At 50.3% G+C, this 24,853-nt stretch carries 14 protein-coding genes, 4 tRNA genes and 1 other annotated feature; of the genes, 5 read left to right on the top strand and 13 right to left on the bottom strand.

Features of this window, described 5'->3' with window-relative positions; all coding sequences use genetic code 11:
• Window positions 1–4: 4 nt before the first annotated feature.
• Genes phoU through BZG75_RS11640 form a run of 4 tightly spaced genes read right to left on the bottom strand, consistent with a single transcriptional unit; the run spans window position 5 to window position 5,491 of the window.
• Window positions 5–712 (bottom strand): phosphate signaling complex protein PhoU, encoded by a 708-nt coding sequence (gene phoU, locus BZG75_RS11655; RefSeq protein WP_021022902.1) that lies wholly within the window; start codon window positions 710–712, stop codon window positions 5–7.
• 10 nt (window positions 713–722) lie between these two features.
• A complete protein-coding gene (pstB, locus tag BZG75_RS11650) occupies window positions 723–1,541 on the bottom strand; it encodes a phosphate ABC transporter ATP-binding protein PstB (RefSeq protein WP_021022901.1) in 819 nt (272 codons plus the stop codon).
• 18 nt (window positions 1,542–1,559) lie between these two features.
• Window positions 1,560–3,206 carry a phosphate ABC transporter permease PstA gene (pstA, locus tag BZG75_RS11645; RefSeq protein WP_077460255.1) on the bottom strand — a complete coding sequence of 549 codons (1,647 nt, stop codon included), beginning with the start codon at window positions 3,204–3,206 and terminating at the stop codon, window positions 1,560–1,562.
• A gap of 17 nt (window positions 3,207–3,223) precedes the next feature.
• Window positions 3,224–5,491: an ABC transporter permease subunit gene (locus tag BZG75_RS11640; RefSeq protein ID WP_077577085.1), complete on the bottom strand. Its 2,268-nt coding sequence runs from the start codon at window positions 5,489–5,491 to the stop codon at window positions 3,224–3,226.
• A gap of 469 nt (window positions 5,492–5,960) precedes the next feature.
• On the opposite strand from BZG75_RS11640, the gene ppk1 reads away from it, so the two are divergent.
• Together ppk1 and ppx are read left to right on the top strand one after the other, a co-directional pair.
• A complete protein-coding gene (ppk1, locus tag BZG75_RS11635; RefSeq protein ID WP_077460253.1) occupies window positions 5,961–8,075 on the top strand; it encodes a polyphosphate kinase 1 in 2,115 nt (704 codons plus the stop codon).
• Complete coding sequence (ppx, locus tag BZG75_RS11630; RefSeq protein ID WP_077460252.1) at window positions 8,050–9,561, top strand: exopolyphosphatase; 1,512 nt, start codon at window positions 8,050–8,052, stop codon at window positions 9,559–9,561. Before ppk1 ends, ppx begins: the two co-directional genes overlap by 26 nt.
• Here ppx and BZG75_RS11625 read toward each other — a convergent pair.
• The 5 genes from BZG75_RS11625 to BZG75_RS11605 form a co-directional block, all read right to left on the bottom strand.
• The gene (locus BZG75_RS11625) at window positions 9,558–10,511 is read right to left on the bottom strand and encodes a PstS family phosphate ABC transporter substrate-binding protein (RefSeq protein ID WP_021022896.1); all 954 of its coding nucleotides are present in this window, start codon (window positions 10,509–10,511) and stop codon (window positions 9,558–9,560) included. The genes ppx and BZG75_RS11625 overlap by 4 nt on opposite strands.
• A complete protein-coding gene (gene phoR, locus BZG75_RS11620) occupies window positions 10,505–11,800 on the bottom strand; it encodes a phosphate regulon sensor histidine kinase PhoR (protein ID WP_021022895.1) in 1,296 nt (431 codons plus the stop codon). The genes BZG75_RS11625 and phoR overlap by 7 nt, the downstream gene beginning before the upstream one ends.
• Before the next feature lie 38 nt (window positions 11,801–11,838).
• The gene (gene phoB / locus BZG75_RS11615; protein WP_021022894.1) at window positions 11,839–12,528 is read right to left on the bottom strand and encodes a phosphate regulon transcriptional regulator PhoB; all 690 of its coding nucleotides are present in this window, start codon (window positions 12,526–12,528) and stop codon (window positions 11,839–11,841) included.
• A 107-nt stretch (window positions 12,529–12,635) separates the two neighbouring features.
• On the bottom strand, window positions 12,636–16,403 hold the full coding sequence (locus tag BZG75_RS11610; protein WP_077460250.1) for an AAA family ATPase: 3,768 nt from the start codon (window positions 16,401–16,403) through the stop codon (window positions 12,636–12,638).
• 3 nt (window positions 16,404–16,406) lie between these two features.
• The gene (locus tag BZG75_RS11605) at window positions 16,407–17,762 is read right to left on the bottom strand and encodes an exonuclease SbcCD subunit D C-terminal domain-containing protein (protein ID WP_241824045.1); all 1,356 of its coding nucleotides are present in this window, start codon (window positions 17,760–17,762) and stop codon (window positions 16,407–16,409) included.
• A 40-nt stretch (window positions 17,763–17,802) separates the two neighbouring features.
• On the opposite strand from BZG75_RS11605, the gene rdgC reads away from it, so the two are divergent.
• The 3 genes from rdgC (at window position 17,803) to BZG75_RS11590 (ending at window position 20,449) form a co-directional block, all read left to right on the top strand.
• Window positions 17,803–18,711 carry a recombination-associated protein RdgC gene (gene rdgC, locus BZG75_RS11600; RefSeq protein ID WP_025744607.1) on the top strand — a complete coding sequence of 303 codons (909 nt, stop codon included), beginning with the start codon at window positions 17,803–17,805 and terminating at the stop codon, window positions 18,709–18,711.
• A 135-nt stretch (window positions 18,712–18,846) separates the two neighbouring features.
• Window positions 18,847–20,193 (top strand): prephenate-dependent tRNA uridine(34) hydroxylase TrhP, encoded by a 1,347-nt coding sequence (gene trhP / locus BZG75_RS11595; RefSeq protein WP_021022890.1) that lies wholly within the window; start codon window positions 18,847–18,849, stop codon window positions 20,191–20,193.
• Between the two features lies 1 nt (window position 20,194).
• Entirely contained in the window at window positions 20,195–20,449 is a 255-nt protein-coding gene (locus tag BZG75_RS11590; RefSeq protein WP_021022889.1) for a YfhL family 4Fe-4S dicluster ferredoxin, read from the top strand.
• Window positions 20,450–20,677: 228 nt separating this feature from the next.
• On the opposite strand, the gene BZG75_RS11585 is transcribed toward BZG75_RS11590, so the two are convergent.
• The 4 genes from BZG75_RS11585 to BZG75_RS11560 all read right to left on the bottom strand — a co-directional run bounded on the left by BZG75_RS11585 (window position 20,678) and on the right by BZG75_RS11560 (window position 24,819).
• Window positions 20,678–20,754: transfer RNA gene (locus tag BZG75_RS11585), tRNA-Asp, on the bottom strand.
• A gap of 202 nt (window positions 20,755–20,956) precedes the next feature.
• Window positions 20,957–24,114: a sequence feature (most likely nonfunctional fraction of RNA operon), on the bottom strand.
• A gap of 437 nt (window positions 24,115–24,551) precedes the next feature.
• Window positions 24,552–24,627: transfer RNA gene (locus BZG75_RS11570), tRNA-Ala, on the bottom strand.
• 28 nt (window positions 24,628–24,655) lie between these two features.
• Window positions 24,656–24,731, bottom strand: a tRNA-Val gene (locus BZG75_RS11565).
• 12 nt (window positions 24,732–24,743) lie between these two features.
• Window positions 24,744–24,819, bottom strand: a tRNA-Ala gene (locus BZG75_RS11560).
• Window positions 24,820–24,853: the final 34 nt, after the last annotated feature.

Here is a 24,853-nt window from a genome sequence, read left to right as displayed (position 1 = left end):
ACGCCTATTTGAGGAGCTTTTCGAGCTCCTCTTTTTGAATGTGACGAACATCTTTCCCTTTTACAAAGTAGATGATGTACTCACAAATATTCTGGCAGCGATCGCCCACGCGCTCGATCGCACGCGCTGACCACATCACTTTTAGCACATTAGGGATAGAACGAGGATCTTCCATCATATAGGTCATCAACTGACGCAAAATTCCCTCATACTCACGATCGAGAGAATCGTCTTTACGGTAGACTTTCATGGCCGCATCAATATCCATCCGCGCAAACGCATCCAGTACGTCATGCAGCATTTTGGCAGCACGCTGACCCAATGCCTCTAGAGAAACCAAAAAAGGTTGCTGAGAATGACTGGCATTGTCCAATGCCATTTTCGCGATGCTATCAGCCACATCGCCAATACGCTCTAGATCCGTGATGGTTTTAATGATTGCCATCACCAGGCGCAGATCGCTTGCCGTCGGTTGGCGCTTAGCAATAATCCGTGTGCAGGCCTCGTCAATGGCGACTTCCATGCCATTGACTTTGTGATCTTCACGAATCACATGGCGCGCTAGCTCTTCATCTTGATTGTGCATGGCACGAAGAGCATCGGTGAGCTGACGCTCCACCAGCCCCCCCATCGCTAGGACGTGAGTGCGAATCGCTTCTAACTCAGCATTAAATTGGCCAGAAATATGGCGGCTAATATTGTAATTATCCAAGGCCTGCTCCTTATCCGTAGCGACCGGTGATGTAATCTTCCGTCTGTTTATTTTTTGGTGTGGTAAACAAGGTGTCAGTATCCGCGTACTCTACCAAGCGGCCCATATTAATAAAGGCAGTTTGGTCTGACACCCGTGCCGCCTGCTGCATATTATGGGTAACAATCACCACTGTGTATTGTTTTTTAAGATCGTTGATCAACTCTTCAATCGTCAGTGTTGAGATAGGATCCAGCGCCGAAGAGGGCTCATCCAGCAATAACACTTCTGGCTCAATCGCGATTGCTCGGGCGATCACCAACCGCTGCTGCTGTCCACTTGAAAGACCAAACGCATTATCGTTAAGACGATCTTTTACCTCTCCCCACAGCGCCGCACCTCGCAGTGAACGCTCCACCGCATCATCTAAGGTTCGGGGATCATGAATGCCTTGCAGCCGCAATCCAAAAACGACATTTTCATAAACGGATTTCGGAAACGGATTAGGACGCTGAAATACCATACCGACTTGACGACGTAACGCAGGCACATCAACTTCGCGGTGATAGATGTTTTGCCCATGTAAGGTGACTTCGCCCCGCACGCGACACCCATCCACCAAATCATTCATGCGGTTAATGCAACGCAGTAAGGTCGACTTCCCACACCCAGAAGGGCCAATAAACGCTGTGACCTTGCCCTTCGGGATACGCATACTGATATCAAACAGTGCTTGAGTCGCCCCGTAATAAAGATTCAAATCCCGAATAGCTAACGCCGTTTGCTCGTTCGGTAAGTTTCCCAAATCTAAGCTCGGCGTGGCACCTATAGGCGGGTTTATCGAAAACATCGAGCAGGATCCTTATCGTTACAGTTCTAATGCGCGATATTTTTCACGCAAATAATGACGGATACCGATCGCGGATAAGTTCAGTGCCACGATCACAGACACGAGTAAAAACGACGTCGCATACACCAAAGGTCGCGCAGTCTCGATATGCGCACTTTGAAAGCCCACATCATAAATATGGTAGCCGAGATGCATAAACTTCCGTTCTAAGTGTAAGAAAGGAAAGTTGCCATCAACCGGCAGAGAAGGCGCCACTTTCACCACCCCAACCAACATTAAAGGCGCCACTTCACCGGCGGCACGGGCAACCGCTAAAATTAACCCCGTCATCATCGCCGGGCTTGCCATCGGTAAGACGACTCGCCATAGCATTTCAGATTGGGTCGCGCCCAAGGCAAAGGCACCATGACGGACGCTTGTAGGAATACGCGCTAGCCCTTCTTCTGTTGAGACTATCACGACCGGTAAGGTTAAGATCGCCAACGTTAACGCTGACCACAGAATACCTGGCGTACCAAACACCGGCGCGGGTTGCGCCGCTTGATAAAAGATATCGTCAATGGTGCCACCAATGAAGTAGACAAAAAAGCCTAAACCAAACACACCATAAACAATGGATGGCACCCCAGCGAGGTTAACTACCGCAATCCGAATCAACCGAGTGAACGCCGTTTTAGGCGCATATTCATGCAGATAAATCGCCGCGACCACGCCCAAAGGGGTAACAATTACTGCCATTAATAAGACCAGAAAAACGGTGCCAAAAATCGCCGGAAAAACCCCACCTGCGGCATTACTGTCACGCGGTGATTCAGATAGAAAAGCCGCCACTTGGTGCCCCCAAAATGTCAGCTTATCGACGCCGCTCATCGCGTTGGGGTACCAAATATTTAGCACATTCTCGAGCGGCAATGCGACCTCATCACCATGGCTATCTTCGACAACCAGTTGCCCTGTTTTCTGTTTATCCCGCAACTGTGCGAGCTTTTGCTCCAGTTGTTGATACTGAGTGAGCAACTGCGTGCGGCGGGATGCAATCTGCGATTGGGCGCGCTTGTCCAACGTCCCCTCAAGTTCGCGAGATTTTTCCTCTAATCGCAACTGTTCGAGCTGATAATTCACCCCTGACAGATGGACTTGTTCAATTTTATTGATTGCATCACGACGTGCCGCCAAATCCGCCAGTTGCTGACGCAGCGCAGAAATCACTAATCCATGACGTGTACCGCTTTGATCAATATACGCTGTTGGCTTGCCATAAAAGACACCGTTCTCGCTGCGCTCAATCATCGCCATCTCAATCGGCGTGTGTTGGCTTTTTATCTGAAACGCAAGTAACTGACGAAAGTCGAGCCCTTCTCGTTCACGGTTGCCAATTTTAACCACCAAGCGCTGATACGCGGATTGCCGGTATGCGGGTAAGCGAACACCGGCGTCGATAAGCTGAGTCGCATCAACCTCATCGGTTCGATAAATCTGGCCAACGACAGTTTCTACGCCCTGTTCCGTCTGTAACTCAAAACTGGTCACCGGTGTGGGCCAAAAATAGCCTAAGCCACGAACACCGAGCAAGAGTAAGACACCGAGAATGGCAATAAGACTGACGCTAACCATCCCTGCCGTCATCCAGACCCAAGGCGTGCCAGATTTTATCCATGGACGCATGCGCACTCTCATCTCAATTAAAGGTGACTGTATTTGTCGCGTAAACGCTGACGAACAAGTTCAGCCAACGTATTAAAGACAAAGGTGAAAACAAACAAAATAAACGCGGTTAAAAACAACACACGATAATGCGAGCTCCCCACTTCGGACTCTGGCATTTCGATCGCAATATTGGCCGACAAGGTCCGAAGCCCTTCGAGCAGGTTCCAATCCATAATCGGTGTATTCCCTGTGGCCATCAACACAATCATGGTTTCACCCACCGCGCGACCTAATCCCATCATCACCGCCGAGAATATCCCTGGGCTAGCGGTGAGCAACACAACCCGCATCAATGTTTGCCAATGCGTTGCCCCCAGTGCTAACGCACCTTGCTTTAGATGTGGCGGAACCGAAAAAATCGCATCTTCAGCAATCGAAAATATGGTGGGAACCACAGCAAAGCCCATCGCGATCCCAACCACTAAGGCATTACGTTGATCATAACCAATGCCTAGCTCGTGGGTAATGAATTGACGAGCATCGCCTCCCAGCCAAATCTGCTCAATCCAAGGCCCTAAAGACACGGCCATTGTCCCCACTAACAGCAACACCGGGATAATCACCAGTATTTGGGCATTATCCGGCAAGCGACGGCGAGCATAGCGGGGGATCATTCGCCAACAGGCGCTCAACCCCAGCAACACAAACGGGACCAGGATCAACAACATAAAGACGCTAGCAATATGTGCTTCAACCCAAGGGGCAAGCCATAAGCCGGCTAAAAAGCCAATGATCACCGTAGGTAATGCTTCAATCGTCTCAACCGTCGGTTTGACCCATCGCCTCAACCCTGATGACATAAAGTAAGCCGTATAAATAGCCGCACCAATGGCCATTGGCACCGCGAACAGTAAGGCAACCACGGCCACTTTTAGTGTGCCAAAGATCACCGGCACCACACTCAACTTTGCTTCAAAGCTATCGTCGGCCGATGTCGACTGCCACACATATTGCGGCGATGAGTATCCCTCGTACCACACTTTTTGCCATAAAGAATGGAGACTGACTTCAGGATGAGGATTATCCACCGCCAACCACTGCCACTGATTTTGTGTCACCGCCATCAAGGCGTTGGCGCGAGGAGCAAATGCCAGCGCCTCCGGGACCGAGGTAAACCGTTTATCAAAATGCCGCTGTTTTTCACTGGTCACATGTACCAAGCTCAGCTGCCCAGTATCATCCACGGTGGCCACGCTTTTACGATGTAACTCTGGCGCTATTATTTTTGCCCCAGCACCGGGCGAAAACGTACGCACGTTGGTCAATGACGGCTCACCGCTCTTGAGGACATCAAACCATTGCGTCAAGTCACCATTTTGATGCTGCAATATTAACGAGCGTCCCCCCGCTAGCAGCGTCATATTAACCACCGAGCTATCGTTCACATGAGTGAGATCTAGGCGTTCGCGCTTAATGGGCATGTCATTATTAACCTGCCAAACCGATAAAGTATGATGCTGACGGATAAATAACCGTTGTCCATCGCCCGACAATGCCAACTGATTGACTGGCGCGCTCAAAGGGAATGATGTTTTATGCTGGCCGCGGTAGATCATCAATTGATTATCGGCAGTCACAGCCGCCAACACAGGCGCTATCGGCTGGCCATGCAAGCTATCCGGTATCGCCAGGGCAATCTTATCCAGCGGCTGTCTATTCGCATCCACCGTTACGGGTCCACCAAACGCAGATATACGCGATAACTGCGGGATCACCGCATCACCGGCTTGGTCATCGTTGCCAAAGCGTAATTGCCAAACGCCCACTTCACCGGGAGCATTTTCCACTGCGATAAAAGGCGCCGTTGCTTGAGCCCAACTCATCGCAGGATCACTGAGGGTCGATAGCGCGCGTTGTAAGACAGTTTCAGCCTGCGGGAAAGTTGTCTTCTCTTGAGGCTGTTGAGGCTGTTGAGGCTGTTGAGGCTGTTGAGGCATCGATGACTGACGAGGACGACGCGCTACCGTCAAGACGCCTGTCTCATCCAAGCTATAAACGAGTTGATTACGATTATCAGCGCCAACAAACCGTGGCGCTCCAGGTGAAGAGACAGAAAAGCGTTCACTTAACGTCACACTGGCTTGATGAAACAGCGGAATCACGACAGTTAAAAGATAAAAAAACAGCAGCAACAAGGTCACTAATACCATCACACCACCAAAGCGCACTGTTTGACGCGTCAGTTTATCTTTTAAACGTCGCGCACGTTTGGTGTCAGAAAGTGATGGTGAGGAGTGGGTCATTTGCGCCTCTTATTTTAATCAAGCTCTTGATTGTATTTCATTACAATGACAATTTTGTGACAAATCGGCCCGCTATGATTATCCATATAAAAAAAGTGGATGATGGCTAATCATACTGCCGCTTGCGGGCTAACGCCTCGACACTGGGACGGTGCGTTGCTGAGCGGTACGCAATAAATATGCAACAAACGGACTTTAGGCTGGCCCAAGTTGATATTGGGCACACTTTCGTGAGTTTACTGCCGTGAAGCATAGACAACACCTTGAACGACCTCAATAATTGTTTAAACAATCGTCTTAAGGATCACGCATGATGCATTTTGTTTTCACGTATCAACACACTGGATACGTTCCTACAAAGTGCAGCCAACATCAGCGTATTGTACAAAGCCCTTGAAAGGCTGTCTGACGCTTTAGCGGTCTTGCTGACAGCCATCTTATTCAGTAGAACAGGATTTTCTCACACGCTATGACTTTAGACTCCCATCATGTCGACAAAGAACTGAGCTGGCTCTCCTTTAACGAGCGCGTACTGCAGGAAGCTGCGGACAAAAGCGTGCCGATTATCGAACGGGTTCGCTTTTTAGGTATTTTTTCATCCAATCTTGATGAATTTTATCAAGTACGATTTGCCGATGTGAAACGCCGTATCATTATTGATGAAGAGCGCGGAGTGGATAGTCACGCCAAGGAGTTACTCAGTAAAATTCAAGCGAAAGTGGTCAAGCTCAATCAAGATTTCGATCATCTATATAATGATATTTTGCTTGAAATGGCACGCCGCAATATCTTTTTGGTGAATGAACGACAACTGTCGGAGCATCAAGCCCAATGGCTCAAACGCTATTTTCGTAGCAATATCTTGCCTTACATTACACCGATCATGCTCAATAAAGATGTCGATGTTTTAAGCTTTTTAAAAGACGCTTATTCCTATTTAGCAGTCGAGCTAAAAAAAGCCGGTGAAGAGCCAAAATATGCCTTAATTGAGATCCCAACCGACGATCTGGACCGGTTCGTCAAAGTGCCTGAGCCTAAAGGAAAGCGGCAGCGCAAAACCATTATCTTATTGGACAATATTATTCGACTCTGTGTTGATCAGATTTTCAGTGGTTTGTTCGATTACGATACCGTCGACGCTTATGCGATGAAAATGACGCGTGACGCCGAATACGATTTGACCAACGAAGTCGAACATAGCCTGCTCGAAAATATGTCAGAAAGCTTGGACCAACGCTTAACCGCCCTGCCTGTTCGGTTTGTGTATCAGCGTGATATGCCACCTGAAATGGTGAACAAACTCATCCAAGTTTTAAAGATTTCTGATTATGACAGTGTGCTACCCGGGGCGCGCTATCATAACTTTCGTGATTTTATCGGCTTTCCCAATGTGGGACGCCAGTATCTAGAAAACGCACCGCTGCCGCCTTTCGAGAGTGCCGATTTTCAATTGCAAAACAATGCGTTTCGGGCCATACGTGAACGCGACATACTGTTGTACTACCCCTATCATACCTTTCGGCATATGACCGAGCTGGTGCGACAAGCATCGTTTGACCCTAAAGTGCGTAGCATTCGGATCAACGTGTATCGCGTGGCAAAGAACTCGCGGATTATCAATTCAATGATTGATGCTGCCAATAACGGTAAGCGCGTCACTGTGGTGGTTGAACTTCAGGCACGATTTGATGAAGAGGCCAATATCGAGTGGTCACGGGTACTGACCGACGCAGGAGTCAAAGTGGTATTCGGCACGCCAGGGCTAAAAATTCACTCCAAGCTGTGCTTGATATCTCGCCGCGAAGATGGCGAACTTCGCGATTATGGCCATATTGGTACCGGCAATTTTCATGAAAAAACGGCACGAATCTATACTGACTTTGCGCTTTTTACTGCCGATCAACAACTCACCTCAGAGATCCGAAAAGTTTTCGACTTTATCGAGAACCCTTATCGCCCAGTAAAGTTTAACCACCTGATTGTGTCGCCGCGTAACTCACGCCGCCGAATGTGTAAATTGATCGAGCGCGAGATTGAACATGCGCGCGCCAAACGCAAAGCTGGCATTACGCTTAAAGTCAATAACCTCGTTGATAGAGGCTTAGTTAATCTCTTATACAAAGCCAGCAATGAAGGGGTCAAAATTCGAATTATCGTCCGCGGCATGTGCTCGCTCGTGCCGGGTGTAAAAGGAGTGAGTCAAAACATCAAGGCGATCAGTATTGTGGACCGCTTTCTCGAGCATCCACGTGTGTTTGCCTTTGAAAATGGCGGTGAACGTGATATCTATATTTCATCTGCCGATTGGATGACCCGAAATATTGATAATCGTATTGAAGTGGGGGCACCCATTCGCGATCCAAGACTCAAAGATCGCATCATGGCAATCTTGGAAATTCAATTTGCCGATCGCGCCAAAGCACGAGTCATCGACAAAGCCATGTCTAACGCCTATGTTAAACGCGGTAACAAGAAAAAGATCCGCTCACAAGTCGAGATCTATGATTACCTCAAACACATAGAACGCCAAGCACTCAAACACGCGGAAAAGTTGCAACATGACACACCCCCAGTCAAAGGATAAACCGCGCGAGATTGCTGCGGTTGATCTCGGCTCCAACAGTTTCCACATGGTCGTCGCACGCGTCGTCGGTGAAGGGCTTCAAATCGTCAGCCGCCATAAACAGCGCGTTCGTCTCGCTGCGGGGCTAGACAGCCACCATTGTCTTAGCGATGAAGCGATTGATCGAGGCGTGGAATGTTTAGCCATGTTCGCTGAGCGCCTCAACGGTATTGACGTGGATAACATCCGCATTGCCGCGACCCACACGTTACGCCAATCTCGTAATATCGAGACGTTTATCCAGCGAGCGAATCAAGTTTTCCCTTACCCAATAGAAGTTATTTCGGGTGAGGAAGAAGCGCGTTTGATTTACATGGGCGTGTCACACACCCAACAAAATATCGGCCGCAAACTCGTCATCGATATTGGTGGCGGCAGCACAGAATTAGTCATTGGTGATAACTTTGACCCCCTGCTGGTTAATAGCAAACGCATGGGCTGTGTGAGCTATAATGAACGGTTTTTCCCCAAAGGGGCCATTAGCTCAAAGCAATTTGCGGCCGCTCAGCTCGCCACTCGGCAAAAACTAGAGAGTCTCGCAAGCCAATACCGCCAAGCAGGCTGGCAAGTGGCTTTAGGGGCTTCAGGAACGGTGAAAGCGATTCGTGAGGTCATCATCGGCTTGGGTGACGACGATGGCATAATCACCCGCAAACGCCTGGATAGTTTGATTGAAACGCTACTGACATTTAAAACCAGTGAGAGCATCAATTTGCCAGGCTTATCAGCCGATAGGCAACCTGTGTTTGCTGCGGGTGTGGCTATCTTGTCGGGGATATTTGATGCGTTAGCCATCGAGTCACTGCGCTTTTCCGACGGGGCACTGCGTGAAGGTTTACTCTATGAGATGGAAGATCGTTTTCAGCGTACGGATATCCGCGGCCGCACCACAGATGACATGGCGGCTCGCTACAATATCGATCTGAGTCATGCTCGACGTGTACAGCAAACGGCGGCACACTTTTATGCGCAAGCAGAACCGGATAAAGGCAGTAAAAAGTCCGAGCTCGCCGGATTGCTCAACTGGGCAGCACTGCTCCATGAAGTTGGCCTGAGCATTGGCTATCCGGGGTATCACAAACATTCAGCCTATATTTTACACCACACCAATTTGCCGGGTTTTAATCAAGAGCAGCAGACGGTGCTCGCGACATTGGCACGCTTTCATCGAAAGGCGCTAAAGCTCAATGAGATGCCCAAGTTTACTTTGTTTAAGCCGAAACTGATTGAAACCCTCATTTGCGCATTACGGTTAGCCTGTGTGTTGCACTCCCAACGTAACGACCAGCCACTACCTGATATCGCACTGAATGTGGATAAAAAAGGAACATGGCAGCTCGGTTTCCCTGCAAGGTGGCTCCAAGATAACCGCTTATTAGCAGCCGATCTTGAAGCCGAAAAACAATACTGGCAATCCGTAAACTGGGCGTTGACCTGTAACGACTAATCCAATCCCAGCGCCTGTCGCTGTGCGTGTACCGTTTCTGCCGGCAATGGAATATATCCTTGCTGGCTGACGGCTTTTTGTCCTTGCTTAGAGAGAATATATCGCATAAATGCGGCATCTAAAGGCGCAAGCGGTTGATGCGGCGCTTTGTTGATATATAAATAGAGATGTCGAGTAAGTGGGTACTTACCTTCTCGAATCGCCCTGTCACTAGGGATAACGGCTTTGTCGCCATGACGAGAAATCGCAAGCATACGGGCGCCCGAGGCTTGATGACCGATCCCTGCATAACCGATAGCATGGAGTGAGGAAGCCACCGACTGTACCACCGACGCCGAACCGGGCTGCTCATTCACATCGGCTCGAAAATCGCCGCGACACAGGGCTGATTGCTTAAAATAACCATAGGTGCCAGAGACCGAATTTCGGCCAAACAACTGTAAATCACGATGCTGCCAGCGGCCGGTTAAGCCCAGCTGCCCCCAGGTTGTAATAGGGTCACTCGCACCGCACCACAGCGTTCTGGAAAAGAGCGCGTCAAGCTGTTGAAAACTGATAGTACGAAGTGGATTGTCTTGATGGACATAGACGGCCATCGCGTCAATCGCAACTGGGACTGCGGTTGGGGGGTAACCGAACCGCGCTTGAAAGGCGTTTTCCTCACTGACACGCATCGCGCGGCTCATTGGCCCAAGTTGCGCAGTGCCCTCCACCAGCGCGGGCGCCGCCGATGCCGAGCCAGGGGTCTGCAACTGCACATTGACGCCCGGATGCAAGCGCTTAAATCCGCCTGTCCACGCCGCCATAAGATTACCGAGTGTATCAGAGCCCACAGAGCTTAAGTTGCCGGATATGCCGCTGGTACGTTGGTAATCCGGTAAAGGATGGGTTTGGCTTAACGCATCCAGACTCCATACGAGACAAACAAACAAGATAACGCGTTTTAACATGCGAGCCGCTCCGGCAACGTGAATGCAAACGTGCTACCTATCCCGACTTCGCTTTTAATATCCAGTTCAGCATCATGGTGGCTTAGCGCGTGTTTAACTATCGCAAGCCCTAGCCCACTGCCACCGGTTTCTCGCGATCGCGCTTTGTCGACACGATAAAATCGCTCAGTCAATCGGTCTAAATGTTGTGGCGGAATGCCCTCACCACTGTCGATAACCTCTAAGCGCGGGCCTTTTTTAGAACGATACCAACGCACCTGGATCTCTGCCTGGGCGGGGGTGTGTTTCACCGCATTATAAACAAGGTTTGAGATCGCACTGCGCAGCTGATCATCATTGCCGCGGACTTTCAACGCCGTGTCGACGTCAAAGGTAAGTACATGCTCACTGTTACCACTTAATGCCTGAGCCTCTTTTTGCAGCACATCGAGCATCGCGGGAACATCAACATGATGATCGAGATCGGGCTTGGCTGCAGCTTCAATTTTAGACAGCGTAAGCAGTTGCTCAACCAAGGATTCCATCCGAGATAATTGCTCTGTCATCACACCATGTGCTTTTGGCCACATGGGTCCAACAACCATATCCGGATCTTCAGTCATTTCTAAGTACCCACGCAATACCGTCATTGGTGTGCGCAGCTCGTGCGAAACGTTGGCGAAAAAATTACGTCGCATACCTTCCAGTTGCTTTAACTGTGTGATGTCACGCACCACCATCAAATATTCGCCTTCCGCGTAGGGCATGGTCCGAAATTCGAGTGTGCGAGCGCTATTCAGATGAGAACGCATTTCCAGCGCCGTATCGTAATTGGCATTGGCGATATAACTGACAAATTCCGGTGCGCGGATCAAGTTACTAATATGCTGGCCGTTATCATCCGGCATGCGCAAGCCAAGTAGCTCCTGAGCGAGTTTGTTACACCAAACAATGGCGCCATCGCGCTCAAATACCACCACCGCATCGGGCAAAGACTCCGCGCCGTTACGAAAACGGCGAATTAAGTTAGCAAGCTCTTTACGACGCCGACGGTTACGCTTTTGTAAGCGATAAATACCATTAAATAAAGGCTCCCACGATCCCGTACCGGATGGGGGCGTTAAGCTTTTGTCTTTCCATAACCAGTCAGACAGCTTTATTTGCTGGTGCAAGTGCCACAATAGCATCGCTACGGTGGCGCCGAGTAATAACCAAGGTAGGCCGCCAAACAATCCACCTACTACGAGCCAAGGTAAATAAAAAAAAGCCAGCTCCCAGGCTAGCTTCTTCCAAGACAGTCGTTCGACCATTATATCTCCATATCGCCTCACCCCTTTAAAGGGATGTTCTAGCTACGTGTTGAGAAGCGATACCCCGCCCCACGTACGGTTTGTACTAACTTAGCATGTCCACCCGCCTCTAACACCTTTCTCAGGCGACGAATATGCACATCAACCGTTCTATCTTCAACGTAAACATTGGTGCCCCAAACATTGTTAAGCAGCTGTTCACGGCTATAGACACGCTCTTGGTGAGTCATAAAAAAATGTAGAAGTTTGAACTCGGTTGGCCCCATATCAAGGGGATCATCATTCGCTGTAACACGGTGTGAAACCGGGTCGAGTTTTAAACCTTGCACTTCAATCACATCTTCCAACGTGGTCGGTGAGACACGCCGCATGACCGCTTTCAGTCGTGCGATTAACTCTTTCGGTGAGAAAGGCTTGGTGATGTAATCATCGGCACCCACTTCAAGGCCTCGAACTTTATCTTCTTCTTCGCCCCGAGCGGTCAGCATCACCACTGGGATTTGACGCGTAAGCTCTTCACGCTTCAAATGTTTAATCAAGTTGAGTCCAGATCCACCAGGTAACATCCAATCCATGAGGATCATTTCTGGGTAAGGCTCGCATATTTGCGCCAGCGCTGAGTCGTAGTCTTCTGCCTCAACCGTTTGATAGCCTTTTTGCTCTAAGACAAAACAAAGCATCTCGCGAATGGGGGCTTCGTCTTCAACAACGAGAATCCGTCTAACCATGATAATTACCTAGTGTTATCATTTAACTGGCGCCATTATGTGCATTTATTATGACATTTTTGTGACCCGGCGCGAGCAAATTTCGCGTTGTGTGAACAGGCTGTGACCTAGCCAACACCTTGCTGTGTGACCAGGACGCGGCTAGCGCCCCCACCTTGACTATCGACGCGCACTTGCGCACCAATGCGCTCAACCAGTGTGCCTACATGGGAAATGACCCCAATTTGCCGCCCGTCGGCTTGCAAGGTGTCTAAACAGGCCAACGCCATTTCCAGGCTTTCCGGATCCAGTGTGCCAAAGCCCTCGTCTATGAATAAGGAGCCAAGTTGCCGTGTATCCGCCGCTAATGATGCCAGCGCAAGCGCCAGTGACAAAGAGACCAGAAAGCTTTCACCGCCAGATAAGGACTCAACACTGCGTACTTCATCGCCCATATCATGATCAACGACTTGCAACGCCAGTAAGCTATCGGGCACGGTTTGTAACGCATAACGAGGTGATAATGAGGCCAAATGCTCATTGGCAATCTCGACCAGCTGCGCCAGCGTCAGCGATTGTGCGAGATTACGGAATTTAGCTCCGCTGGCCGAGCCAATTAAATCGGCCAGTTTTAACCACTGTTCCGTTTGGCTACGCTGCGCGTCAATTTTCTCGGTCAGCGATCCGGCCTGCTGTTTGGCCTTCTCTGATTCGGTTAATTGGTGACGCAAGGTAAACAGCTGCTGCTCGGCGTCTTCTAACGCGTGTTGCCAGGCATCGTGCTGGGCGGTCAACGCGGCATCATCATCCGGTAGCTGCTGCTCATCAAACCACACTTGCGCCGCGGCCATCGCCTGCTGGCAATGGCTTAATTGTTGCTGACGTTCGTCTAAGCGCGTGTTAGCTTCTTGGTAAGCCGCTTCTACTTCACTGATCGCTTCCCGCTCACTGGCTCGCCAGGTTTCAGAGTAAGATAAAGCTTGGAGGATGTCGTATTGATGCATGGCTAGTGTCGGCTGCCATTGGACCCAACGTCGAACACTGGCGCGATACTGTTGCGCAGCCTCTTGCTGTTGTTGGCGCAAGGTTTGCTGACGTGCCTGTACCCCTGCCCGCTTTTCACTGGCTTGGCTATAGGCTTGCTCAGCCTGCGCACGCTTAGTCTTTTGCGCCTCGATTGCTGATTTATACGCCTGTTCAAGCGCCGCCAAGTCTGAATCGGGGATCAACGCCTGACGCGCCGCGCTGCGCTGTTGATGCGCTTGCGCCAGATTCACTAATTGCGCTTGCCGTGCCTGCGTGTCCTCTGACAGGCTCTGACACTGCTGGGTTAATGACGCTAGCTCGGTCTCTATCTGTTGTTTTTGCGTGGCAAGCGATGTTTTTTCGTCCTGCAGCGCACGATAGCCCTGAATTTTTTGCTCCATCTGGCGAATATAACGTGCGGCGCCCACCTGTTGCAGGCTTGTGAGCCACTGTCCTGCACCGAGTTGCTGATCAAGCGCTTGGCTCACGCGCGTCAGCTGTTCGTGTTGTTGCTGCCACTGCTCATCAATGGCGCTCAGCCGCGTCTCACACTCGGTCAATGACTGATCCAGTTGATGTCGGCGCGCAACAAGCTGTTCTCGTGCGTGTTGTAAATCACTCAACGCGGCATCCATTTGCTGAATTTGCGCTAACTGGTGTTGACGTGCAGTGATCGCCTGATAACAAGCGTGATAGTCGCTGTCGGTTTGTTTTGCGTGCGCTTCTATCTCGCTCAACGTCTCATCGAGGGGTTGTTCAGGCGCCAACTGCCACCCAAGCTCTACCATTGCGTCGCGTAGCCCGTTCTCATACTGCTGACGCTCAGCCTGCCACTCTAAGCCCTGCTCCCGTAGTTCGGCACAGACATGCTGGCTGTGTTGATGCTGTTTTTGCCAGTAATAGTATTCGGCGTTGTGTTGATTATAAGAGGCTTGCAACGCATCGACACGCGACTGTTGCTGCGCGATCATGCCTTCAATTGCCGGTGCGTGATGCAAGTAAGGATGCTCAGTTGCCCCACATAACGGACACGGATCGCCCTCTTTCAGCGCTTGACGAAGATCGTCTAACTCGACAACAGCCATTGCTTGTTGCAAGCTATGTTGCGCTTCATCAACCTGGGCCTGTTCACGGGTCAGCGTCTCTTTAAGTCGGTCTAAATGCGTTTGGCTGTCGCGATAAATCGCTTCATGCTTTTCAAACTCTACATGGTTATGCTGGCAGCGTTCTTGCCAATATTGCCAATTTTGCGCCTCATGGAGCAGTGACTCTTGTTGCCGTTTTTGCTGCTGAAGCTTGGCATAACGTGCTTGGTCGGCTTCTTGTGCCGCGAACAAGGATTCAGGGTTTGCCGCCTGACGCTTGGTTTTCAATTGCACGCTGCTGTCATCGACCTGCGCAATATCTTGGTCGATTTTCTCTCGTTGTGGTGCCCACTGCTGACGTTGGCGGTAACGCGTTTGATATTCTTCTTGTAACGCGGTCAGGGTGTCTTGGCAGTCTAAGTATTGGCGAAGATTGTCGAATACTGGCTGATAATGCTCAGCAATATGTGAAAAGTCCCCGTAACGCGCAATCTCCTGCTCTAATGCGTGCGCTCGCTGCGCCTGTTGTTGAGATTTTTCACGCGTTTGCGTGAGTGTTTGCTGGGCATGCCGGTACTTTTGCTGTTGTGCATTCAGCGCCATATTTTGCTCATGCATTTGGCTGTCTAATCCTGCCAACTGCGTATCTAGCTGCTGCGCCTCACGTATTTTAGGTTCGATATCAGCCCAAGCTTGCTCCGCTTCCGTGACCCCTCGGTTAGCGTCTTGCCAGTGCGCGGCTTGCACCTCATAATCGTCGGCTATCGCTCGCTCTTCGCGCGCCAAGTGAATAAGATCCTGCGTTAATGCCTGCTGCTGCCATTGACGCGTTTGCACAGCCTGCCAATCGTCTCTGGCCACTTGCACGCGCGCAATGTCATCCAGTTTTTGCCGCCGCGCCGCCACCCCTTTTCGCGCGTCACTGGCTTCATCCAAGGCTTTTTGGGCAGCGGCGAGCCCTTGTTCCGCCTGCGCCAAATGCGTGTGCTGCTGGCGATAATCATTCAGTTTTTTTAATTGCCGTTGCTGCGTTTGAATCTGCTGCTGACACGTTTGTTGCGCTTGGTGCAGTTGTTGCTCTTCGTCATCACTGAGTATGTTAATATCCCCAAGCTGTTGGGTGAGCTGATCCAGCGCGTTTTTTTCTTCACGCGCACGCTCATGCGCCATTTGCGACAAACGGCTGTAGATTTCCGTGCCTGTCATACGTTCAAGCAACGCCGCTCTGTCATCTGCCGAGGCTTTTAGAAACGCAGCAAAATCCCCCTGCGGTAACATTACCGCACGGCGGAATTGCTCATAACTGAGCCCCACTAGACGCTCTATCTCGCTCAGCACTTCTTGTTTTTTGCCCGCAATACGCTGGTCTGTGGTCAGGTTTTGTAACCAGTGCTCACTGGCTTGGATCCGACCGTCTGCTTTTCCTCGCGCACGACGCACCGACCAATGTGCACGCCAGCGGCTGCCATCATGAGCAAGAAAGTCGACTTCGGCATAACCTTCGCCTTTGCCTCGAGACAAAATACTCCGAACGTCATTGGCTTTAACTCGGGTTGCCGGGTCGCCCAAACCAATATCGGCATCGTGTTTTTTATTGGATTGAAAACGCGGGATCTTATCGTATAGCGCCAAACAAATCGCATCCAAAAGCGTCGATTTTCCTGCGCCCGTTTTCCCCGTGATGGCAAACAAACCGCTATCACCGAGTGGGCCTTGGGAGAAGTCCAACGCAAACGGGTATTGGATACTGGCTAAATTCTCGCCACGCAATGCCAGAATTTTCATGATTTATTGGTCCTCGTCCTGTTCCAATTGCTCCAATAAGTGAGAAAACGTCGCCGATAACGCCTCATCCGGCTCACCTTGATATTTTTGTTGCCAGCCATGACGTAATACCTGAAACGGTTCTACGTCGGAAAGGTGTTGCTGGCGAAAGCCCGTATCTTGGGATGTCTCGCGATAATGCGGCGTAATCTTTGCCAGACGCACAGGTTTGTCCTCAAGCACGGCTAAAATCTTCTCGCGTAACATCGGCTGTGGTTTATCTAACAGCACAGGCACATCGAGTAAGGGTTGCTGAGCGAGCGGCAAATCTTGCGGCGCCAACGCTGCCAAGCTCGCTAACACAGTGTCAAGTGGCGAAGCTTTTTCTGGCACCCGCCAGAGATCCACGGCACGCGGGACAATGTGAGGCGTCACACTCTGCAGTTGGTTACCTTCTAATGTAACGGCCAACACTTGATGCCGATAATGGCGCTCTGACAGTGATAGGGGAAGCGGTGAGCCGCAATAACGAATCCGTGTTTGTTTGGCGACTTGCTGAGCTAAATGCAAATGCCCAAGCGCGACATAGGCCACATCGTCACTGAAAATATCAGCGGGCAGCGCATGCTGGTTACCACCTAGAATACGCCGCTCTGACATCTCTGATAATTCACCACTGGCCATATACACATGCCCCATCGCGATCAATGCTTGCATCCCTTTGCACTTAGCGCGCGCCGCTTGTTCGGTTTGCTGATAAACCTGTCGAACCCCTTCGATGAGACGATCATCCTCTTCTCCCAACCCTTCAGTACGCAAATCACCACTGCGTAAAAAAGGCACCGCGAGTATCCATGCTGCCGTCTCGCCACTGTTATCAATGATCGGTACCATCATGCGTTCGGTGTCTAAACGCCCATCATTATCGCGGGCAATGGCACCAATTAAGTGTAAATCAAAGGCTTTTAGAAGCTCATGTGGGGCGTCGAGTTTGCTAGGTGAATCATGATTTCCCCCGGTGATCACCACATTTAAATGGGGCAATGCTTTTGCTATGTCGGCTAAAAAGCGATACAGCATCCGCCATGCGCTTGCCGGTGGATTCGCCGTATCAAACACATCACCGGCCACTAACAATGCATCGGCTTGCTCATCAATGAGACATTGCTTGAGCCAATCGAGAAAGACTTGATGTTCATATTGACGATCGTAACCGTGAAGCTGATGACCAAGGTGCCAGTCGGAGGTATGAATGATTTTTAACACAGCTGGGGTAATCCATTTTATTTGAGCGTTCGGCAAGTGCATCTCGCACAACACGCGAGTAGGGTTAAATTCTACGCTAATTGCAGCGACATTCGAGAGTGAATGCAATACCATGTTGCCTTTCTCACAACAGGATGGATAAAGCCTCGCCATGATTTGGTTTAAGAATTTACTCGTCTATCGTCTCACCCGTGATATTCCTCTCGATCCCGCTCAGTTGGAAAGCCAGCTGAAAGAATTCGATTTTACCCCGTGTGGCAGCCAAGACATGCAAAAATTTGGCTGGGATCATGCGTTGGGTAAACACGGCGATATGCTCACCCATATCAGCGGTAACAATATTCTGATCCGCGCTCGCAAAGAAGAAAAGCTCTTACCTGCCTCGGTCATTAAAGATGCCTTGGAAGAAAAAGTGGACGCCATGGAGCAAGCGCAGGGTCAACGCTTGAAAAAGCGCGAGAAAGACAGCTTAAAAGACGATGTGGTCATGGAGCTATTACCACGCGCGTTTACTCGCCAAAGCCAGATGTGTGCGCTGATTATGGCCGATAAAGGCTTGATCCTCGTTGATGCGGCAAGCATTAAAAAAGGGGAAGAGCTGCTCGCCCTATTACGTAAATCGATTGGCAGTTTGCCCGTGGTGCCGGTTGAAACGGAAACACCAACCGAGCAAGCGATGACAGAATGGGTCAAGCAAGGCCAAGCCCCACAAGGCTTCCACCTCGGTGATGAGGCCGAGCTTAAAGCGCTACTCGAAGAAGGTGGGGTGATCAAATGTAAGCAGCAAGATCTCACCAGTGATGAGATCCAAGCGCACCTTGAGGCAGACAAACAAGTCACTAAGTTATCGATGGATTGGCAAGAGCAAGTTCACTTCGTTCTTGGCGACGATCTTAGCCTAAAGCGGCTCAAATTCTCAGAGGAAATCCGCGATCAAAACGCCGATATTGACCGCGAAGATGTCGCTGCTCGCCTTGATGCAGATTTATCACTCATGTGTGGTGAGCTCGACACCTTGCTCGATGGCATATTTACCGCGCTAGGCGGACTGAAAACCGACTAATCCTTTACCGCATTAACCCTTACAAAGATTAGGTAAATTCGGCTGGTAGTGTGGGCAATGTCACAGTAAAATGGCGCCCACACTCACCTTCAACGTGAAGGTGCCTGACTTACACTCAGACTCAAGCTTGGAATTATGTTGACGCCAGAATTACTCTCTCCCGCCGGTAGCCTAAAGAACATGCGCTACGCGTTTGCCTACGGGGCTGACGCTGTTTACGCCGGTCAACCACGCTATAGCCTGCGTGTGCGCAACAATGAATTTAACCACGACAACCTAAAAATTGGGATCGACGAAGCCCATGCGCAGGGAAAAAGATTCTACGTGGTTTGCAACATTCAGCCGCACAACGCAAAGCTTAAAACCTTTATTCGTGATCTTAAACCTATCATTGATATGGGTCCTGATGCGCTGATCATGTCGGATCCTGGCCTTATCATGATGGTCCGCGAACATTTTCCTGATATGCCGATTCATCTTTCCGTGCAAGCTAATGCGATTAACTGGGCCACGGTTAAGTTTTGGCAACAACAAGGCATTGAGCGTGTGATCTTATCGCGTGAATTATCACTGGAAGAGATCGAAGACATCCGCCAACACTGCCCTGAAATGGAGCTTGAGGTGTTTGTTCACGGTGCGCTCTGTATGGCGTATTCTGGTCGTTGTTTGCTATCAGGCTATATTAATAAGCGCGATCCAAACCAAGGTACCTGCACCAATGCTTGCCGCTGGGATTACAAAGTCCATCAAGGCAAAGAAGACGATGCTGGCCAGGTGGTACAAGTTCAAGAAGTGACTCCCACACTTGGTAAAGGCGAGCCGGTTGATGACGTAGTATTGCTCGAAGAAGGTGGACGTCCCGGTGAGTTAATGGCGGCATACGAAGATGAGCACGGCACCTACATCATGAACTCAAAAGACTTGCGCGCCATTCAGCACGTTGAACGGCTTACGCAAATGGGCGTTCATTCGCTCAAAATCGAAGGCCGTACTAAGTCGTTCTATTACTGCGCACGCACAGCACAGGTGTATCGCCAAGCCATTGATGATGCCGTGGCCGGTAAACCATTCGATGAGAGCCTGATGAATACCCTCGAGAACCTTGCACACCGAGGCTACACCGAAGGCTTTTTGCGCCGTCATACCCACGATAGCTATCAAAACTACGACTATGGTTACTCGATTTCTGAGCAGCAGCAATTTGTCGGCGAATTCACTGGCAAGCGTCGAGGCGATCTGGCCGAAGTGGAAGTGAAGAATAAATTTATGCTCGGTGACAGCATGGAGCTAATGACGCCACGCGGCAATGTGCATTTCACCTTAGAGGCGATGGAAAACCGCAAATCAGAAGCGATCGACGATGCCAAAGGCAGCGGCCATTTCGTGTTTATTCCCGTGCCCGCTGATATGGATCTAGAGTACGCGCTACTGATGCGTAACCTACAATCAGGCCAAGATACGCGTAACCCATCGGGTAAGTAATATGGCACTACTCATCACCGATAAATGCATAAACTGCGATATGTGTGAGCCCGAGTGTCCCAACGGGGCCATCTCGATGGGTTCCGAGATCTTTGAGATCGAGCCCGATTTATGCACCGAGTGTAAAGGCCATTACGACAAACCGACGTGCCAGTCGGTTTGCCCGATCTCCAAGTGCATTATCACCGATCCCGATAATGTCGAGACCGAGGATCAGCTCCTAGAAAAGTTTGTGGTCATCCAAGGCATGGCATAAACCATTAAAAGCGCCGCAAGGCGCTTTTTTATGTCTGCATCATCTACAACGATTAGCTAACGCTAAGTGCTTAACAGTAATAGATGACAGTCTAATATGAAGGGGTTGCGTTCAGGCACTCAGGCTCGCACATGTCGCAATTGGTACCCTAGGGGTTAACATAAGCAGCTATTTACTCAGGGCTTAAACGCAAAAAACCCCAGCTTTTCAGCTAGGGCTTCTAAGTAGTGGCGGAGTGGACGGGACTCGAACCCGCGACCCCCGGCGTGACAGGCCGGTATTCTAACCAACTGAACTACCACTCCGCACCAATTCTTTTTCATCAAAGTCTTACACTTAATTGCTTTGATGCTTAAATATTTGCTAACTAAAGCCCAATATTAAGCTCTAATTAGATTATCTTGTTTGATGCGATGAGGATTTTGAATCGAGACGCGCAGTGTATGCCAATACATGAGCATCTCAGATATCAAAAGCATCGAGCTATCAACAAGATAAGCAATGAGAGCCTAGCGATGTCCTACTCTCACATGGGGAGACCCCACACTACCATCGGCGCTGCTTCGTTTCACTACTGAGTTCGGCATGGAGTCAGGTGGGTCCAAAGCGCTATGGTCGCCAAGCAAAATTTGGTGTGTCTTCACTTTTCAGTCAAAACACGTATCTAGAAAGCTGTTCACAACCCTTTAGAGAGCTCGAAGCTCTAGGGATGACTCATCTCGGGGCCAGCTTCGCGCTTAGATGCTTTCAGCGCTTATCTGTGCCGAACTTAGCTACCGGGCAATGCGTCTGGCGACACAACCCGAACACCAGCGGTTCGTCCACTCCGGTCCTCTCGTACTAGGAGCAGCTCCCCTCAATCATCCAACGCCCACGGCAGATAGGGACCGAACTGTCTCACGACGTTCTAAACCCAGCTCGCGTACCACTTTAAATGGCGAACAGCCATACCCTTGGGACCGACTTCAGCCCCAGGATGTGATGAGCCGACATCGAGGTGCCAAACACCGCCGTCGATATGAACTCTTGGGCGGTATCAGCCTGTTATCCCCGGAGTACCTTTTATCCGTTGAGCGATGGCCCTTCCATTCAGAACCACCGGATCACTATGACCTACTTTCGTACCTGCTCGAGCCGTCACTCTCGCAGTTAAGCGGGCTTATGCCATTGCACTAACCTCACGATGTCCGACCGTGATTAGCCCACCTTCGTGCTCCTCCGTTACRCTTTGGGAGGAGACCGCCCCAGTCAAACTACCCACCAGGCACTGTCCTCACCCCSGATAASGGGGCTAAGTTAGAACATCAAACATACAAGGGTGGTATTTCAAGGATGGCTCCACGACAACTGGCGTCGCCGTTTCAAAGCCTCCCACCTATCCTACACATGTAGGCTCAATGTTCAGTGCCAAGCTGTAGTAAAGGTTCACGGGGTCTTTCCGTCTAGCCGCGGGTACACAGCATCTTCACTGCGATTTCAATTTCACTGAGTCTCGGGTGGAGACAGCGTGGCCATCATTACGCCATTCGTGCAGGTCGGAACTTACCCGACAAGGAATTTCGCTACCTTAGGACCGTTATAGTTACGGCCGCCGTTTACCGGGGCTTCGATCAATGGCTTCTCTTGCGATAACCACATCAATTAACCTTCCGGCACCGGGCAGGCGTCACACCGTATACGTCATCTTTCGATTTTGCACAGTGCTGTGTTTTTAATAAACAGTTGCAGCCACCTGGTATCTGCGACTGCCCATAGCTCCATCCGCAAGGGACTTCACCGTGGGCAGCGTACCTTCTCCCGAAGTTACGGTACCATTTTGCCTAGTTCCTTCACCCGAGTTCTCTCAAGCGCCTTGGTATTCTCTACCCGACCACCTGTGTCGGTTTGGAGTACGGTTCCTACTTACCTGAAGCTTAGAGGCTTTTCCCGGAAGCATGGCATCAATGACTTCACCACCTTGGTGGCTCGACATCGGGTCTCGACCGTRYGTAATCCCGGATTTGCCTAAGATTACAGCCTACACCCTTGAACCTGGACAACCATCGCCAGGCCCACCTAGCCTTCTCCGTCCCCCCATCGCAGTAAGTAGCAGTACGGGAATATTAACCCGTTTCCCATCGACTACGCCTTTCGGCCTCGCCTTAGGGGCCGACTTACCCTGCCCCGATTAACGTTGGACAGGAACCCTTGGTCTTCCGGCGWGGAGGTTTTTCACCCCCWTTATCGTTACTCATGTCAGCATTCGCACTTGTGATACCTCCAGCATGCCTCTCAGCACACCTTCAACRGCTTACACAACGCTCCCCTACCCAATACGATAAATCGCATTGCCGCAGCTTCGGTGTATCGCTTAGCCCCGTTACATCTTCCGCGCAGGCCGACTCGACCAGTGAGCTATTACGCTTTCTTTAAATGATGGCTGCTTCTAAGCCAACATCCTGGCTGTCTGAGCCTTCCCACATCGTTTCCCACTTAGCGATAACTTTGGGACCTTAGCTGGCGGTCTGGGTTGTTTCCCTCTCCACGACGGACGTTAGCACCCGCCGTGTGTCTCCCGGATAGCACTTACTGGTATTCGGAGTTTGCAAAGGGTTGGTAAGTCGGGATGACCCCCTAGCCTTAACAGTGCTCTACCCCCAGTAGTGTTCGTCCGAGGCGCTACCTAAATAGCTTTCGGGGAGAACCAGCTATCTCCGAGTTTGATTGGCCTTTCACCCCTAGCCACAGGTCATCTCCTAACTTTTCAACGTTAGTGAGTTCGGTCCTCCAGTTGATGTTACTCAACCTTCAACCTGCCCATGGCTAGATCACTCGGTTTCGGGTCTAATGCTAGCAACTAYACGCCCAGTTAAGACTCGGTTTCCCTACGGCTCCCCTATGCGGTTAACCTTGCTACTAACATTAAGTCGCTGACCCATTATACAAAAGGTACGCGGTCACCCCACAAAGGAGGCTCCCACTGCTTGTACGTAGACGGTTTCAGGTTCTATTTCACTCCCCTCACAGGGGTTCTTTTCGCCTTTCCCTCACGGTACTGGTTCACTATCGGTCAGTCAGGAGTATTTAGCCTTGGAGGATGGTCCCCCCATGTTCAGACAAGATATCACGTGTCCCGTCCGGTCACCCCACAAAGGAGGCTCCCACTGCTTGTACGTAGACGGTTTCAGGTTCTATTTCACTCCCCTCACAGGGGTTCTTTTCGCCTTTCCCTCACGGTACTGGTTCACTATCGGTCAGTCAGGAGTATTTAGCCTTGGAGGATGGTCCCCCCATGTTCAGACAAGATATCACGTGTCCCGTCCTACTCGTTTTCACAAATATGGCGCCGTCGGTTACGGGGCTATCACCCTTTATTGCCAGGTTTTCCAACCTGTTCACCTAACGCCAAGTCTGCTTAAGGGCTAATCCGGGGTCGCTCGCCGCTACTGCCGGAATCTCAATTGATTTCTTTTCCTTCGGGTACTTAGATGTTTCAGTTCCCCGAGTTCGCCTCTTAGCGCTATGTATTCACGCTAAGATACCTRCTTATGCAGGTGGGTTTCCCCATTCGGATATCCCAGATTCAAATGGCTTTTACTGCCTTATCTGGGCTTTTCGCAAGTTAATACGTCCTTCATCGCCTCTGACTGCCAAGGCATCCACCGTCTACGCTTAATTACTTAACCATACAACCCCAAGAGGTCTTTTTTGCTCGATCTTTCTCTTTTATGCTGCCTCTTGCTTAACTTTTGCTTGGTCACGTAACACGTTACGCTCCCGGCGACAAAAGTCTCGCGCGCGTTGCCTAAAAAAGAAATCTACGTCGCAAAACCACTGAGTGTTGAATCATCAACCAATTAAGGTTTTGTTTTTGCCGGACTCAAATAGAAGCTTTGTCGTTATTGATTCAATAAGACAAAGTCCAAGCACACTTGATTGTGTGAGTGACATGACATGTCACTGATTGAGAACTTTACTGTCATTCTTAAAGAATGACTTGTCAGCTTTCCAGATTGTTAAAGAGCATGTGTATTTATCATAGCGATAAACCACTTTATTATTCGCTTTCAGACACTCGTCGTCGCAACAGGGGATAACTGCTGTCTAAAAACGTATAATGAAATGGTGGAGCTAAGCAGGATCGAACTGCTGACCTCCTGCGTGCAAGGCAGGCGCTCTCCCAGCTGAGCTATAGCCCCAATAATGGCTTTTTCTCTATTGAGAAAATGGTGGGCGATACCGGGCTCGAACCAGTGACCCCCTCCTTGTAAGGGAGGTGCTCTCCCAACTGAGCTAATCGCCCATCTTTCAGACTTGGTGGAGCTAGGCGGGATCGAACCGCCGACCTCTTGCATGCCATGCAAGCGCTCTCCCAGCTGAGCTATAGCCCCGCGTCTGAGAAATGGTGGGTTGTACAGGATTCGA

Origin of the sequence: Salinivibrio sp. AR640 (genome assembly GCF_001995405.1) — a bacterium.
In the GTDB taxonomy this organism is placed as follows: domain Bacteria; phylum Pseudomonadota; class Gammaproteobacteria; order Enterobacterales; family Vibrionaceae; genus Salinivibrio; species Salinivibrio costicola.
Note: the sequence above shows the minus strand (reverse complement) of the source record. Positions and strands in the feature narration are given on the sequence as shown.

Excerpts from the sequence above, each read along its gene's own strand:
- phoB (WP_021022894.1), bottom strand. The coding sequence starts at position 12,528 with ATGGTTAGACGGATTCTCGTTGTTGAAGACGAAGCCCCCATTCGCGAG.
- ppx (WP_077460252.1), top strand. The coding sequence starts at position 8,050 with ATGACACACCCCCAGTCAAAGGATAAACCGCGCGAGATTGCTGCGGTT.
- BZG75_RS11640 (WP_077577085.1), bottom strand. The coding sequence starts at position 5,491 with ATGACCCACTCCTCACCATCACTTTCTGACACCAAACGTGCGCGACGT.
- pstA (WP_077460255.1), bottom strand. The coding sequence starts at position 3,206 with ATGCGTCCATGGATAAAATCTGGCACGCCTTGGGTCTGGATGACGGCA.
- BZG75_RS11590 (WP_021022889.1), top strand. The coding sequence starts at position 20,195 with ATGGCACTACTCATCACCGATAAATGCATAAACTGCGATATGTGTGAG.
- trhP (WP_021022890.1), top strand. The coding sequence starts at position 18,847 with ATGTTGACGCCAGAATTACTCTCTCCCGCCGGTAGCCTAAAGAACATG.
- BZG75_RS11605 (WP_241824045.1), bottom strand. The coding sequence starts at position 17,762 with ATGGTATTGCATTCACTCTCGAATGTCGCTGCAATTAGCGTAGAATTT.
- pstB (WP_021022901.1), bottom strand. The coding sequence starts at position 1,541 with ATGTTTTCGATAAACCCGCCTATAGGTGCCACGCCGAGCTTAGATTTG.
- BZG75_RS11610 (WP_077460250.1), bottom strand. The coding sequence starts at position 16,403 with ATGAAAATTCTGGCATTGCGTGGCGAGAATTTAGCCAGTATCCAATAC.
- BZG75_RS11625 (WP_021022896.1), bottom strand. The coding sequence starts at position 10,511 with ATGTTAAAACGCGTTATCTTGTTTGTTTGTCTCGTATGGAGTCTGGAT.
- ppk1 (WP_077460253.1), top strand. The coding sequence starts at position 5,961 with ATGACTTTAGACTCCCATCATGTCGACAAAGAACTGAGCTGGCTCTCC.
- phoR (WP_021022895.1), bottom strand. The coding sequence starts at position 11,800 with ATGGTCGAACGACTGTCTTGGAAGAAGCTAGCCTGGGAGCTGGCTTTT.